The following is a 14,010-nucleotide window of genomic DNA, read 5'->3' as shown; positions in this document are numbered from 1 at the left end:
TCACAGAGTAATATAGCTCCAACAACGCAGGTGCGTTTTTGTTTCGTCACCTGCACAAAAAGTGTCATCGGCACTAATCGTGCTAATTGCACATAAATAGTGTCGCCAGCCAGACACAATTGAACATCCGTCCGCATCCGAGAAGCAAAGGTGTTTGACTCACGCCAATGGGAATTCTGAACAGTATTTCAACACCTGCTGACTTAAAAGCCCTTAATGATGAGGATTTGGACACACTTGCCAAAGAGATCCGATCTTTCCTCGTCGATAAAGTCGCAGCAACTGGTGGCCACCTTGGCCCAAATTTAGGCGTAGTGGAATTAACCATTGGCCTTCATCGGGTCTTTGATTCGCCTCACGATCCAATCATTTTTGATACTTCTCATCAGTCTTATGTGCATAAGATCTTGACGGGTCGCGCTAAGGATTTTGATTCTTTGCGTCAAAAAGATGGGCTTTCTGGTTACACCTGCCGTGCGGAAAGTGAGCATGATTGGACTGAGTCTTCACACGCTTCAGCTGCTTTGTCCTATGCGGATGGCTTGTCTAAAGCCAAGCAGTTGGATGGCGATACCGAGCACAGCGTTGTCGCGGTTGTCGGCGATGGTGCTTTAACAGGCGGCATGTGCTGGGAAGCGTTGAACAATATTGCTGCTGCTAAAGACCGCAAAGTTGTCGTCGTTGTCAATGACAATGGCCGCAGTTATTCACCAACAATCGGCGGGTTCGCAGAAAACCTCGCTGGCTTAAGGATGCAGCCTTTCTATGACCGATTCATGGAAAAAGGCAAGACGTCTCTGAAATCCATGGGATGGGTAGGGGAGCGTACTTTTGAAGCGCTTCACGCGTTCAAAGAAGGTGTGAAGAGCACTGTCATTCCCACTGAGATGTTCCCTGAACTGGGTATGAAATACGTTGGCCCAGTAGATGGACACAACCAAAAAGCCGTAGACAATGCGCTGAAATACGCCCATGACTATGACGGTCCCATCATTGTGCACATGGTCACTGAAAAGGGCCGTGGTTACGCGCCAGCTGAGCAGGATTTGGATGAATTGATGCACTCCACAGGTGTTATAGATCCACTTACGGGTGCTCCAAAGTCTCAATCGAAGCCTGGTTGGACTTCTGTGTTCAGTGATGAGCTTGTCAAAATCGGCGCACAGAATGAAAACGTGGTGGCCATTACCGCCGCGATGGCAGGCCCTACAGGTCTGTCCAAATTCGAAGCGAATTTCCCTGATCGTTTCTTTGACGTCGGAATCGCCGAACAACATGCAGTGACCTCGGCTGCTGGTTTAGCGTTGGGTGGAAAGCACCCGGTGGTGGCTATTTACTCCACCTTCTTAAACCGCGCGTTTGATCAGCTGCTCATGGATGTAGGCATGCTCAACCAGCCGGTTACTTTGGTACTTGACCGTTCAGGTATTACAGGCTCAGATGGTGCCAGCCACAACGGTGTGTGGGATATGGCTCTAACCTCGATCGTCCCAGGTGTGCAGGTGGCGGCACCACGAGATGAGGACTCGTTGCGTGAGCTGCTCAATGAAGCTATTTCCATTGATGATGGCCCCACAGTCGTGCGTTTCCCCAAAGGCGACTTGCCAACCCCAATTGTTGCAATCGACACCTTGGAAGACGGCGTGGATGTCCTCGCATATGAAGACGCCACTGATGTTGAATCAACCGATGATGCGCCATCAGTTCTCATCATAGCGGTAGGCGAGCGCGCAACTGTTGCACTTGAGGTTGCTTCCAGGATTAAACAGCACGGCGTGAATGTCACGGTTGTCGACCCCCGCTGGATCGTCCCCATCCCACAATCTTTGGTAGCACTTTCTGATGATCACGATCTAGTGATCACCATCGAAGACGGCGTCATCCACGGCGGCGTGGGTTCCTTGCTCTCTGACGCGCTTAATGCTTCTGAAGTGGATACTCCTCGCCGACAAATCGCAGTACCCCAGAAGTACCTGGACCACGCTTCCCGCAACGAAGTGCTCGCTGATTATGGCCTTGACGCCGATGGTATTGAAACTACCGTCGTTGGATGGCTGGATTCATTGTTCGGAGAAGATTAAAAGCACAAGCACGCTTATCGACGCGCCCCTCCACCGAAGCCTGCAGCCTTAGCTGCGGGCTTCGGCTACACAGGTGGCTTGCTCATTCGCGATCTCAGACACCACATCTCGCGGAAGGGTATCTGCTGTGGCAACCAGATGGAATCCCTATCCGATACCCATCGGCATCAATCGGGGTGCTGCTGATGTCACCAGTCAGTGTTTGTGGATTCGCTGGGATTGAGGTGAGGTTTACAAAGATCTCTTCACTATCTCAAGCCTGATGTGTGATTAGCCCATGCAATCGCTAATAAATTAATACTCAGCGCTTTCTGATAAATGCTGGTAACGTCCTGAAATTTTGAAATCACACGAGACATATAAGGTTCCTAAAGGTCTCAAGCCGATTCTTCTTGAAGGTACGGATGGTCATTTTGATCCGTCTTTTGAATTGGTGAAATGGAGCTTGGATGAAGCTGTAGAGGCCTGGTGGTCTTTTGCGCAGTCTGTGGATCCACGTAATGTTGTTCCGCCTGTGATGACTCCTCAGCTGGGATCACCTAAGACATGGTTGGAGGGCTTCCAAGAAACATCATTGCAAAGTACTTATGTTATTTCTGAAACAAAGAACCCTCAATGGTGTTTCAGCGCACCTATTGAAGAACCAAGAATTCCGGGGCCTCTTCATAATGCATTAAGAGATGGTGGGGTAGCGCGAAGAACTGAGGCTATACAGATCAAATACTTTTTGGATAATGAAGCACCAATAGTTAGTTTTCGGCATTTTGACTTCCGTGTTGGTGGTCAACTTCGTGAGCGCTGGGTGCAACGTTTTCGCGGCAAGTTTAATTCATGCTTCCACAATTATATTGACTACGAGTTTCCTGGGGAACCCTCATTTGAAGGCCGTGGTTGGAAAAAATTTGATCACGAAAAGCTATATGCGTTGTGCATGGAGATGGGTATTGATTTGCAAGACCCTGAATTTCTCACGGGTCGTTTTGTGATTATTGATGGTGATGTGAGGCCTAAATGACTTTTAGTTTTGATTCATACCCAGCTGGTCGGCAAATATTGTTTATCCGTTCCACGTTGGATGATGTGCGGTGGCTGATGTCAACGTATCCCAGCTATTGGAATAGTATTCCAGGCCGGAATCCATTTTTTGAGGATGAGCGTCCTGAGCTTCAGTTTCGTGAGTTCTATAGTGGAAAGTCTTCTCCATCGGATTGGTTAAAGATTTTGCAACCGCAGAATTACGTCAAGCGCTTCTTTTTTGTTGACGTTGCATTGCCTGGGTGGATTGCCATGACTTTTGATTCCACGGCTGAGTCGCGTGATATTGAAGTGGGCAAAGGGCTGTATTGTTCTGTCGCTGAGAGGGATGGCTGTCCTCCACTTGATGATCCGCTAGGGATTGCTCAGATTCACATTCGCTATCAACTGCGCGAGCCACGAATTGAACATGGAGCGCGTTGGTATGGCGATAGGTTGGGAGTTGGTGTTTTCTCAACAACAATGGCGTCTCGCTTTACGGATGATAGATCTTATGTTCCAGGTCTGGAATGGTGGAGGTATGAAATCGGGGCACGTGGGTTGCCTGGTTATGAGGGATTGGATGTTCCGTTAAAGGCAGAAATTCCAGAGTATATCCTTAAAGATTATCCAGCGTATTGTGATTTGGGTTTGCGTAAGCTTTTGATCTGGGGCCGTCATTTCGCAAGTATGATGAGGATCCTGAAGCGTCAGCAGATTTCCTGAAAGTATTGCCCTTTGATCATCGTGGTCAAGAGCGCATTGTGGATTTCTTTAATACCCGTCTAGTTTCGCAGTGGTTGGAAAATACCTATGGCATTCGGTGGAATGATCCGAGTTTTTATGAGGGTGATTCTTTGCTGTATATCGTTGGTGGCCCTGATGCTATTAAGGATCCTTTTACTCCGCGTATCCCGTTGGAGGATTATTATCGCTTCCAGGCGATTGATTTAGAGCGCAACCGCAAACTGATTGAGAGTGGAAAATTCTAGCGCAGATCAGTCCAGCAATGTGGCAGAGAGAATTGGAAACACTTGATCAATCTGCCACTGGCGGGCACCGTAGTCGCGCAGCACTGCGTTGAGTGTTTCTGCATTATGGATCTCGCCGGTGTGTTTGGCCATCCATACGACTACTCGCAGGGTTGAAGGCTGGAGGATATTCTCGCCGGGAACGTTGATGTCGGCGGCTAGGTCGTCGATAAGCGCTTTAATCTCTTGGAGCACTTCGTGCTCCTCGGGGTAGTAGGATGCCCACGCGCGCCGATCCGGGATGCCGTCTTTGCGCTGCGGTGGCTTAGGCCAATTGCGTCGAGGTGATTTTAGTGCCCGGGTGATAATGCGGAACCAGCGTTTGGTCGCACCTTGAGATCTTCCGGGGAATCCTTTGACGTGTGCCAACTCTGCGGGGGTGCGGGGGAGCACGCGGGCGACTTCTACAATCACTTTGTTGGATAGCACTTTGCCTGGTGCTAGATCGCGGGATGCTGCATAGGAGTCACGTTCCATCCACATTTCTCTGGCCACGACCAGCTGGTCCGGTCGTTTGAGCGTGGATAAACCTTTGAGGTCCTGCCAGGAGGTTTGTGCAGGTTCGGATACCGTGGCAAATTGCTCGACGATGTGCTCGAATTCTTGCTCTGCCCAAGGGAGTTTTCCTTGGTTATCCAAAATTTCTGCCATGACATCGGCAAGCTCTAAGAGCATTTCCACATCAAGTGCGGCATAGTTAAGCCAGGATTCAGGCAGGGGGCGCTTGGACCAGTCCTCGGAACCGTGGCCTTTAAGTAAGTGGAGATCAAAAATCTGTTCCACCATGGCAGCTAGGTTGACGTGATCAAATCCAGCTAGTCTGCCGGCAAGTTCTGTGTCAAAGAGCAATCCGGGGTGAAGATCCAGCCACGCGAGGCTCGGTAAATCGGTGCTTGCGGCATGAATAATCCACTCTTGGCCATTAAGCACCGGCTTTAATGCGTGAGTTAATTCAGGGCGGAACTGTTCTGGATCGAAAAGAAGAGTTCCGCTGCCACGACGCCGGATTTGGATCAAAAAGGCCCGGTCATCATACCTAAAACCGGACGCGCGTTCCGTATCAATGGCGAAAGGGCCAGTACCGCTAGCTAGTACATCTGCGGCGGCAGAAAACTCGCCAGGAGTAGAAAGCAGCGGCGGAATGCCATCGCGGGGTTGAAGAAGATCGGAAACCATAGTGTCCAATCTACCTTCGTAGTTCAGTAACACCTTCAGGGGGAAGCCCCGCAACAGAAGAAAGCACAGCAGCAAAAGCTTCGACATGTGCAGTCAGGTCAGTGCCAGTAGCAGTCCAAGAAGCGCGCATTTCTACTTGATATGCACTTGGAGGACCGCCGATTTCACCGAATCGCACAGACGTTGTCGAGGTAACGGTTCCACCAAGATTGGTGAATCCCGCACCTGCCTGTTCTAAACCTTCATTGAGCCACTGCCACGCCACTTCTGGAAGAAGCGGGTCGGACGCTACCGCATGATCCATGTCTGCCTGAATATAGGCGACAAGTCTCATAGCTCCTTCCCAGGTTTCTTCGGCACCTGGATCATGAAGCAAAATCAGACGCCCAAAGGAATCACCTTCGCTGTTCGTGGAGACATTTTCAGTCTCATCAGGAGTTCCGACTTCGAGTCCAATGGCATGCGAAAACGGTGCCAGACGCTGAGGCGGCCTGATTGTGCCCAAAGTAAGTTCTGGGCGCAGGCGCGCTCTGTGCATAGACTCAACCGCTTCGGAAAACTCCGCGGGAGTACCCTCTGCCGGGGTGGCTGAGGTCTTGTGCTGGGAGGTCGCTTCGGAATCGATCACAAACTGCAATTTACTAATTGTTGGGGAACTTCTGGGGAGGCGCGCCGTTTATTTAATGTTTGTCCGTTAATGCATCTTCTTCTCCTTATACAGGGGGATATTGCAGGGGGTGTTTTCCCAAAAACCATCGATCAAACTTATGATGGATAGTTGGGTGCGCGTTTTGTTGGAACATGCCGGTAAAACAGCACTACGATTCATTCGCTAGAGGGTCTGGCCACTGAAACTGGCGTGGATCCACGAAAGGAAGTCAACCTGTGAGCGAGCTCGATATTAAACAGCTCAACAAGATGCAGCGCTACTCTCAGTGGGCGGTGTTCCGTGCTATCCCTGGAGCACTCGATGATGATCGCACAGAAGTCACCGAGCAGGCTGCTAAGTTTTTTGCTGACCTTGAGGCAGAAGGCAAGGTTGTTGTCCGCGGTATCTACGACGCTTCTGGTTTGCGCGCCGACGCGGATTACATGATCTGGTGGCATGCCGAAGAATTCAGCGATCTGCAAAAAGCATTTTCTGATTTCCGCCGCACCACCATTCTGGGTCAGGTATCTGAGGTCTTTTGGATCGGAAACGCTCTCCACCGTCCAGCCGAGTTCAACAAGGCTCACCTGCCGTCATTCATCATGGGTGAGGAACCAAAGGATTGGATTACTGTCTACCCATTCGTGCGCAGCTATGACTGGTACCTCTTGGAGCCTTTGAAGCGCTCCCGAATTCTTCGCGAACACGGCAAGGCTGGTGCTGATTACCCAGATGTCCGTGCAAACACTGTGCCAGCATTCGCTTTGGGTGACTACGAGTGGGTTCTTGCGTTCGAGGCTGATGAATTGCACCGCATTGTAGATTTGATGCACAAGATGCGCTACACCGAAGCTCGCCTCCACGTCCGTGATGAGCTTCCGTTTATCTCTGGTCAGCGAGTTGACATTGCAGATCTAATTAAGGTGCTTCCTTAAATAACTGCCCGTGGGTGGCTTCTTGTAGATCCAGAATAGATCCGGACAGGCGTGACAAGATTTTCGATTTTGGGGAAATTTTGTCACGCCTGTCTGGTTGGAGGTCTGGTTGGAGGTCGTACGAACCAAACATACGTGCCAAAGTTTCGGACTTTTCAAGATTCTTGTCACGTGTGTTTGGTGACTTTTGGCACCGCCTAAAGTCTGAAACCGCTTGAGGCATTTATCGCTTGTTTAAGGCCTCGAGTTTTCCATATGAGCATTTGTATGGACGAGCCCCCGAAAACCTCTTAGAAGCTTTTCTGGGGAGGTGTGACTTTTGAGGTTTGAGGCGAAAATTTAAGCTCGACCAAACCAGGGTGCCCACTTTCCGCTCAAATTTAAATCCTGGGTTTCCTGGTTTGGCCGTAAGGCAGCCCGGCGCATAAAGAGCTTAGAAACCACACTCTCACCCCGCGGCCCACACACCACTTGTTGATTTAAGGCAAAACAAAAGAGCCCCAGCGCTTTAAGCTAAGGCTCTTTGCAAAAGGGTGGCTTAGAGATTGCGCGGATAGGGCGGTTGCGGTGAGGTGATAAACGAGGGCAGGCACGAGACCTGGTACATACGGATTCGACCAAGAAAACGTAAAATATCTCAGGAGCACTCGTGCCTGCCGTCCCATCATCCATCATCGAACCTATCTGGGACCAATTCGTCGCGCTGATCCCACCGATCATCGACACCCACCCGCTGGGATGCCACCGTCCACGGATCGCTGACCGGATCATCTTCGACAAGCTCATCCAGGTTCTCGTCCTCGGCGCCTCCTACATCAAGATCTCCGATTCCACGTGTTCAGCGACCACGCTGCGCACCCGCTGGGATGAGTGGATCACCACCGGCATCTTCCACACGCTGGAGCAGATCTGCCTGGAGTTCTACGACCGGATCATCGGACTCGAGCTGGACAACTTAAGCGTCGACGGGTGTATTGTCAAAGCCCCCTGTGGCGGGGAAGTCGCGGGCCGTTCCCCGGTTGACCGGGGAAAACAAGGAACCAAACGCTCTTTGATGGTCGACGGCACAGGTATCCCGATCGGGTGCGTGGTGGCGGGAGCTAACCTGCATGACTCGCCGTTGCTGCGCCCCACCCTGGACAAGCTCGGCCGGTTCGGGTTCGATCTGCCTGAGGCGATCACGGTGCATCTGGATGCTGGTTATGACTCGAAGAAGACGAGGAGCCTGCTGGAAGAACTTGGTTGTGACGGGGTGATCAGTACCAAGGGTGAGCTCTTGCAGGCTGGGGGCCGGTGGGGGGTGGAGCGGACGAATTCGTGGCATAACCGTGGCTTCAAGAAACTGGCACTTTGTACTGAGCGGCGGGCCCGGGTCGTGGAGGCGTTTATCGCGTTGGCGAACGCGGTCATCATCGTGCGTCGGCTCATCCGGCAGGCCTGGACCAGCTATCGTTGGGATACCCGGCCTGCCCGCCGACCATGACACCTATCCGCGCAATCTCTTAGGAAACCGGCTTTTCTTCCAACGTCAAGCTAATGGAGTTGATGCAGTAGCGAAGATCGGTCGGGGTGTCGTAGCCTTCGCCTTCAAAAACGTGGCCCATGTGGGAACCGCAGTTGGCACACAGTACTTCGACTCGGCGCATGCCAAGAGAGAGATCGACTTTCTCAATGATTTTGTCTCCGGCAAGTGGGGAGAAGAAGGAAGGCCAACCGCAGTGGGACTCGAATTTCTCAGTTGAGCGGAAGAGTTCTTCACCACAAGCACGACATGAGTACACACCTTCTGTGGTGGTGTTGGTGTATTCACCAACATGTGGTGGTTCCGTGCCGGCTTCGCGGAGGACATGGAATTCCTGTGGGGTGAGGCGCTCGCGCCACTGGTCATCGCTGATGAGTTTGAAGTCTGTCATGCTGTCCTCTCAAATTGTTCAGGCTGTGGGGTAGGGGTTCTTTTAGCTCGGATATCGATAATGAACCAGATTAGTGCCGAGACAAATGTAACCACTATCAATAGTCCCCAACCGATGGTGGCTCTGAAAAATTCCATCCAGCGGGCCAGGTCGGGCAGGCGTTGTGAGGTGAAGGCATCGGGGGAGAGGAAGAAGTAAGCGGCAACCCATGCGACCCAGTTGTGGAATACGGAACGGCTTCCAAGCAGGGTGAAGATCATGGGGAAAATCATCATGGAGTAGTACATTTGCCCCAAAGAGGACAGGAAGAACACGCCAGTCAAAAGGACGCCGCTGGTGGTTGCAGCCCAGAAGTAGGGCTCAGTGTTGCGAAATCGCAAAAGGGCTAGGACCGCTAGACCAACCATTGCTCCAAAGATTAAGAACCATGTTGTTTCGAGCCAGGTAGGCATACCAAAATAAATGGCTAGGCCTGGAAGTGAGCTGTTGGCAAAATCGCGGGTTTCACCGAGATACGGCATGGTGCGGGTGATGTATTCGGAGGCTCCAGGAACCAAAAACCAACCTGCGACATTAAACAGGACTGGGGTCAGGACGCCGAGAATCAATGCTCCCCATTGCTTTTTCACCAGTGGTAGGAAAAGCAGTGGCAAGAACATGGGCTTGACCAGGATGGCTAAACCGATGATCAGGCCACCCAGCCAGGGCTTTTTGTGCACCACACACCAGAGGAATATAGCGAGCATGAGCAGCAAAATTCCGTTGATGTTGGAGAAGATCAACGTGTTTTGCACAGTTTCCGTCAACATCGCCAACGCGATCGCAATGGGCCACACCATGCTGCGCAACGCCCACCCAGACAGCCTGGTTAAAAGCCCTAAAGCCAAGGCGATCGCCACGAGGTTTACCGCAATAAACATCCACCGTGCCAACGTGAAATGGGTGATATATCCCAATGGTGCCAACAGGAGAGTGGCGCCGGGGTTATAAAGGTAGTGCGGATCGACGAAGTGGTAGACCTCGTTGTAGACCGGAACACCTTCAACGAAACGTCGTAAAGCACTATAAACTGTCGTGAAATCGTCGGTGACCGCGCCGTTAATCGCAAGCACGAAGAAGCGGTGCGCCATTAATAAAATGGCCAACGGCCATGCGACTGCGTTGCCGATGCCATCGAACCTGCTACGGCGCGGCGTGGGGGCTGATATAGAAGGTGCTACCGGGGAGAAACTCACGTGACTAATCTAGCGAATACCCAGTAGATCCGGAGAGACCAACACTCACTTGGCGCGCTTATACCGCAAGAATAACGTGCTGTCATCATCGACAAAGACGTGCTCCAACGCGAATCGACGCGGCGCAGCATCGCCGCCCTTCACCGTGGGGCGTTCCACGCTGCCCGACAACGTCGGATCAATCGTGTGATGCCACACATCAACAAGATCGGCGGCCAACATCTGCCCATACAACGTCGCACCGCCCTCACAATCAATGCGGGCGTAACCCAAAGACCTAAGCTTTTCGACGCCCACCTCCGCCGTCAACGTCTCCACCTCAATAACCTGAGCCCCAGCATCCACCAACCTCTGCTGCTTTGTTTGATCGGAATTATCCGTGATGATGATCGGCGGCACTTCGGCCTCAAGGAAAAAGCGAGTATCCACATCAAAATTCAACGACCCTGACATCACCGCAATCGGCGGAATCGCTTCCTGACCCAACTCCTGGCGTTGCTTCTGGATTTCAGGCGAAACCTTCACACCGCCATAATTTTCAGCCTTCACCGTGCTCGACCCCACCAACACCACATCCGACCACCTGCGAAGCGCCAACAGAAGTTCCGTATCCGTGGAATTTCCAAGCTGACCAGACGTGCCATTAATAGTGGTAGAACCATTAATGGCAGTCACGACAATTGCCCTTAACTCTGGCGTAGACACAGAAGGTAGGGGACCGATGAGTTCCAAGATGTCGACCATGTTTCAAGTCTAGGCCAGCTTGTTCACACGGATTGGTGTTATCCAAAGGTACCAGTGGGGTTCTGGTTGGAGGAGCCTAGGCCGGCATCATCAATGGTGACAACGAAAAACTTATTGTCTGCATACTTAACATTAAATAACCCAAACTGGCCAGTGTGGATTCCAGTGCCTTCCCAATGGGTTCCGAAATCAATCTTCCCGCACACATCAAATCGATCTGAGTTTTCACTAGATCCATAAACATGCAATGGGCCCACGTGTTCTGAGTGAGGGTGCACGCATTTAACTGAAGCAGGTGTTGCCGCAGCGAGAAGGGTGGACGAGGCAAGTACTGCAGTAACTGCGGTGACAGGGAGACGACGTGTGAATGAAGACATGGTTCCTGCTTTCCGAGGAGGGGATTTGAAAAGGGTGAGGCTTCTATTTCGACTATCCGAAGGTTCCTAGGGGATTCTGGTCAGAGGATCCAAGACCAGTGATGTCATTGATTCCTACGACGAAGTATTTGTTGTTGGCATATTTGAAATTGAAGATGCCGAAGTTCCCCGGCTCGCCGTTGGTCCCTTCCCAGAAGGTACCGAGATTAACTTTCTCGCAATCATTTACGCGGCTGGTATTTTCACTTGAAGCATGTACTCGGAGTGGTCCAATCTGCTGACCATTTGCATCGAGGCAGGCGGCTGATGCTGGTGTTGTGGCTGCGAGGAGAGAAGTAGCGGCTATTGCAACGGTTACCGCAGTGATAGTGAGACGACGTGTGAATGAAGACATGGTTCCTACTTTCCGAGGAGGGGAGTGGTTTCCTTTTCAGCTATCTGGCATGTGCTTTGTAGCTGATGAACTTCACCGTAAAGCAGGCAAAATGGAAGTACCGCAAAAGCGGGGAGTACTCCCCGCTGCAGGCCATTTCTTAGGAATAAGACAGCGCTCTGATCTCTCGGATGAAAGATCAGAGCGCTGTCTGGCTCATCGAATAGCAATCGGTTTGCTGAAATATCGCTAACTCAGATGATGTTTGGCGATGTTAAAACCGATACCTTCCAAAATTGGGAGCGGGTTTCGAATGCATTCATTGATGTCAGATTCGAAATCGGTAAGGCTGTAGATGTCTTCAAATAGCTCATTTGAGATTGCTGGATCCAATAGGTTCTGCCCACAAACCGCCAGTACTGGAATTCCTTTTGCACGTGCCCGTTTGGCGATTCCAGTAGGAGCTTTCCCGCTGAGGGTCTGTGTATCAATGCGTCCTTCTCCAGTGATGACTAAATCTGCCTGTGCAAGCATCTTTTCACCCCCGGTTTCATTAAGAATCATGTCCACGCCGGAGCGCATCTCTGCAGACAACAACGCCATTGCCATGAAACCCAAGCCCCCCGCTGCGCCCGCTCCAGCTGTTTGTGCAAGGGTGGTGAGCCCGAGAGCTTGTTCAAACACATTGGCAAAGTTCCGTATTGCTGCATCGACACCAGGCGTATCTTCAGCGGATAACCCTTTTTGTGCGCCATAAATTTTGGCAGCGCCATCGACACCACACAGCGGATTGCGTACATCTGATGCGACAATGAACTTGGCCTTTTCTAGACGAGGATCTAAGTGGTCCAGACTTATTCCTTGAACCAATCCGATATTGCCGACTTGGGCGACCTGCGATCCGTTTGAATCGAAGAATTCCACGCCAAGAGCCTGAGCCATTCCGAAGCCGGCATCAGTGGTCGCGCTGCCACCAAGCCCAATGATGATCCGCTGAGCTCCTTTTTCAAGCGCTGATTTGATCACCTCGCCAACACCCCAAGTACCAGCCTGACGGGCAGATTGTGCCGAGGGGAGTCCGCCTTCTGGTGCAACCAAATCTAATCCACAAATTCGGGCAATCTCAATAACCGCAGTCTGACCATTTAAAGAAAACTGGGTTTCAAACTTGAGCCCGCCAGAACCTGTGGCTAAAGATGATTCCCGCTTGTACCCAAGAGAGTCGAAGGCTTCTAAAGTGCCGTCACCACCGTCGGCGAGCGGTGCAGTAAGAACAGTATGACCGGCTCTTATCAGACCTTGACCTAGAGCTTCGGATACTGCTACGGAAGTTGCCGAACCTTTAAACTTGTCGCAGCAGATAAGAACGGTAGCCATTAGCTCAAGTTGTCGATGATGGCGGAAGTGACATCGCGAGTGGAGGACGAACCGCCAACCTCGCGGCTCTTGATACCTTCTGCGCAAGTCTTCTCAATTGCATTGCGCACTCGATTTGCTTCGTCGTTGAGCCCGAAGTGATCGAGCATGAGGGCAGCAGAACCGATCTGTCCCACAGGGTTTGCGATTCCCTGGCCTGCGATATCTGGCGCAGAACCATGCACAGGCTCAAACATCGAAGGGAAGCGACGCTCTGGGTTGAGGTTTGCACTTGCAGCAAGCCCCAATGAACCAGCCATTGCGGAACCCAAATCAGACAAGATGTCCGCATGCAGATTGGAAGCGACCACAACATCGAGGTCTTCTGGCTTGAGAACAAACTTTGCTGCCATTGCATCCACGAGCACTGACTCGGTCTCCACATCTGGATACTCCTGTGCGACGCGATCGAATACGTCATCCCACAGCACCATTCCAAATTGCTGTGCATTCGACTTTGTCACCTTTGACAGTTTCTTCCGTGGACGGGTTCGAGCCAGGTCAAAGGAGTAGCGGAAAATTCTTTCGCATCCAACTTCAGTGAACACTGCAGATTGGGTAGCAACCTCGCCAAGACCTGCACGTCCCGAAAAGTTGCGGCCACCAAATCCGGAATATTCGCCTTCGGAGTTTTCTCGAACCACGATCCAATCAAGGTTTCGTTCGTGGGCATCGACAATGGGGGATGCAACATTCGGAAGGAAGTTCACTGGACGGATATTTGCCCACTGATCAAATCCCTGACAAATGGCGATTCGTAAACCCCACAGGCTCACGTGATCTGGAACTGTTGGCCACCCCACAGCACCGAAGAAGATGGCGTCGAGGTCTTTCAATTGATCAAGACCATCTTCTGGCATCATGCGACCATGTCGGGCGTAGTACTCGCTGCCCCAATCGAAATCTTTCCAATCGAATGCGAATGCGCCACCTGAGTTCTTCGCCAAAGCGTCGAGGACATCGCGTCCAGCTTCGACAACTTCATGACCAACACCGTCAGCTGGAATGGACGCAATTTCGAATACTTGAGAAGTCATGTGAATTTCCCTTGCTCCTAGAGTGAATG

Annotated in this window: 15 protein-coding genes; 6 read left to right on the top strand and 9 right to left on the bottom strand. The window is 51.6% G+C overall.

Annotated features, from left to right (window positions below; translation table 11 throughout):
* Positions 1-167 precede the first annotated feature (167 nt).
* The 4 genes from dxs to N24_RS09965 all read left to right on the top strand — a co-directional run bounded on the left by dxs (position 168) and on the right by N24_RS09965 (position 4,087).
* Positions 168-2,081 (top strand): 1-deoxy-D-xylulose-5-phosphate synthase, encoded by a 1,914-nt coding sequence (gene dxs / locus N24_RS09980; protein WP_096456565.1) that lies wholly within the window; start codon positions 168-170, stop codon positions 2,079-2,081.
* Between the two features lie 340 nt (positions 2,082-2,421).
* Positions 2,422-3,096 carry a hypothetical protein gene (locus N24_RS09975; protein ID WP_096456563.1) on the top strand — a complete coding sequence of 225 codons (675 nt, stop codon included), beginning with the start codon at positions 2,422-2,424 and terminating at the stop codon, positions 3,094-3,096.
* A complete protein-coding gene (locus N24_RS09970) occupies positions 3,093-3,821 on the top strand; it encodes a hypothetical protein (RefSeq protein WP_096456561.1) in 729 nt (242 codons plus the stop codon). Before N24_RS09975 ends, N24_RS09970 begins: the two co-directional genes overlap by 4 nt.
* Before the next feature lie 5 nt (positions 3,822-3,826).
* A complete protein-coding gene (locus tag N24_RS09965) occupies positions 3,827-4,087 on the top strand; it encodes a hypothetical protein (RefSeq protein ID WP_157736421.1) in 261 nt (86 codons plus the stop codon).
* A 6-nt stretch (positions 4,088-4,093) separates the two neighbouring features.
* On the opposite strand, the gene N24_RS09960 is transcribed toward N24_RS09965, so the two are convergent.
* Together N24_RS09960 and N24_RS09955 are read right to left on the bottom strand one after the other, a co-directional pair.
* Positions 4,094-5,302 carry a ribonuclease D gene (locus tag N24_RS09960; protein ID WP_096456557.1) on the bottom strand — a complete coding sequence of 403 codons (1,209 nt, stop codon included), beginning with the start codon at positions 5,300-5,302 and terminating at the stop codon, positions 4,094-4,096.
* Positions 5,303-5,312: 10 nt separating this feature from the next.
* On the bottom strand, positions 5,313-5,930 hold the full coding sequence (locus tag N24_RS09955; protein ID WP_167382080.1) for a DUF3000 domain-containing protein: 618 nt from the start codon (positions 5,928-5,930) through the stop codon (positions 5,313-5,315).
* Between the two features lie 257 nt (positions 5,931-6,187).
* On the opposite strand from N24_RS09955, the gene hemQ reads away from it, so the two are divergent.
* Complete coding sequence (gene hemQ / locus N24_RS09950; RefSeq protein WP_096456552.1) at positions 6,188-6,886, top strand: hydrogen peroxide-dependent heme synthase; 699 nt, start codon at positions 6,188-6,190, stop codon at positions 6,884-6,886.
* A gap of 649 nt (positions 6,887-7,535) precedes the next feature.
* Positions 7,536-8,369: an IS5 family transposase gene (locus tag N24_RS09940; protein WP_096456548.1), complete on the top strand. Its 834-nt coding sequence runs from the start codon at positions 7,536-7,538 to the stop codon at positions 8,367-8,369.
* Positions 8,370-8,388: 19 nt separating this feature from the next.
* Here N24_RS09940 and msrB read toward each other — a convergent pair whose 3' ends face one another.
* The 7 genes from msrB to N24_RS09905 form a co-directional block, all read right to left on the bottom strand.
* A complete protein-coding gene (msrB, locus tag N24_RS09935) occupies positions 8,389-8,799 on the bottom strand; it encodes a peptide-methionine (R)-S-oxide reductase MsrB (protein ID WP_096456546.1) in 411 nt (136 codons plus the stop codon).
* Entirely contained in the window at positions 8,796-10,034 is a 1,239-nt protein-coding gene (gene aftC, locus N24_RS09930) for an arabinofuranan 3-O-arabinosyltransferase (protein ID WP_197702392.1), read from the bottom strand. The genes msrB and aftC overlap by 4 nt, the downstream gene beginning before the upstream one ends.
* A gap of 45 nt (positions 10,035-10,079) precedes the next feature.
* On the bottom strand, positions 10,080-10,778 hold the full coding sequence (locus N24_RS09925; RefSeq protein WP_096456544.1) for a pyrimidine reductase family protein: 699 nt from the start codon (positions 10,776-10,778) through the stop codon (positions 10,080-10,082).
* 38 nt (positions 10,779-10,816) lie between these two features.
* Positions 10,817-11,155, bottom strand: a complete 339-nt coding sequence (locus N24_RS09920; protein WP_096456542.1) for a hypothetical protein — start codon at positions 11,153-11,155, stop codon at positions 10,817-10,819.
* Positions 11,156-11,207: 52 nt separating this feature from the next.
* Positions 11,208-11,549, bottom strand: a complete 342-nt coding sequence (locus N24_RS09915) for a hypothetical protein (protein WP_096456540.1) — start codon at positions 11,547-11,549, stop codon at positions 11,208-11,210.
* A gap of 228 nt (positions 11,550-11,777) precedes the next feature.
* Positions 11,778-12,905 carry a glycerate kinase gene (locus N24_RS09910; RefSeq protein ID WP_096456538.1) on the bottom strand — a complete coding sequence of 376 codons (1,128 nt, stop codon included), beginning with the start codon at positions 12,903-12,905 and terminating at the stop codon, positions 11,778-11,780.
* Positions 12,905-13,981 (bottom strand): tartrate dehydrogenase, encoded by a 1,077-nt coding sequence (locus N24_RS09905; protein ID WP_096456536.1) that lies wholly within the window; start codon positions 13,979-13,981, stop codon positions 12,905-12,907. Before N24_RS09905 ends, N24_RS09910 begins: the two co-directional genes overlap by 1 nt.
* Positions 13,982-14,010: the final 29 nt, after the last annotated feature.

The sequence above is a fragment of the Corynebacterium suranareeae genome, from assembly GCF_002355155.1.
Taxonomy (GTDB): domain Bacteria; phylum Actinomycetota; class Actinomycetes; order Mycobacteriales; family Mycobacteriaceae; genus Corynebacterium; species Corynebacterium suranareeae.
The sequence above is the reverse complement of the archived record's forward strand: the minus strand, read 5'-3'. Positions and strand labels throughout refer to the sequence as shown.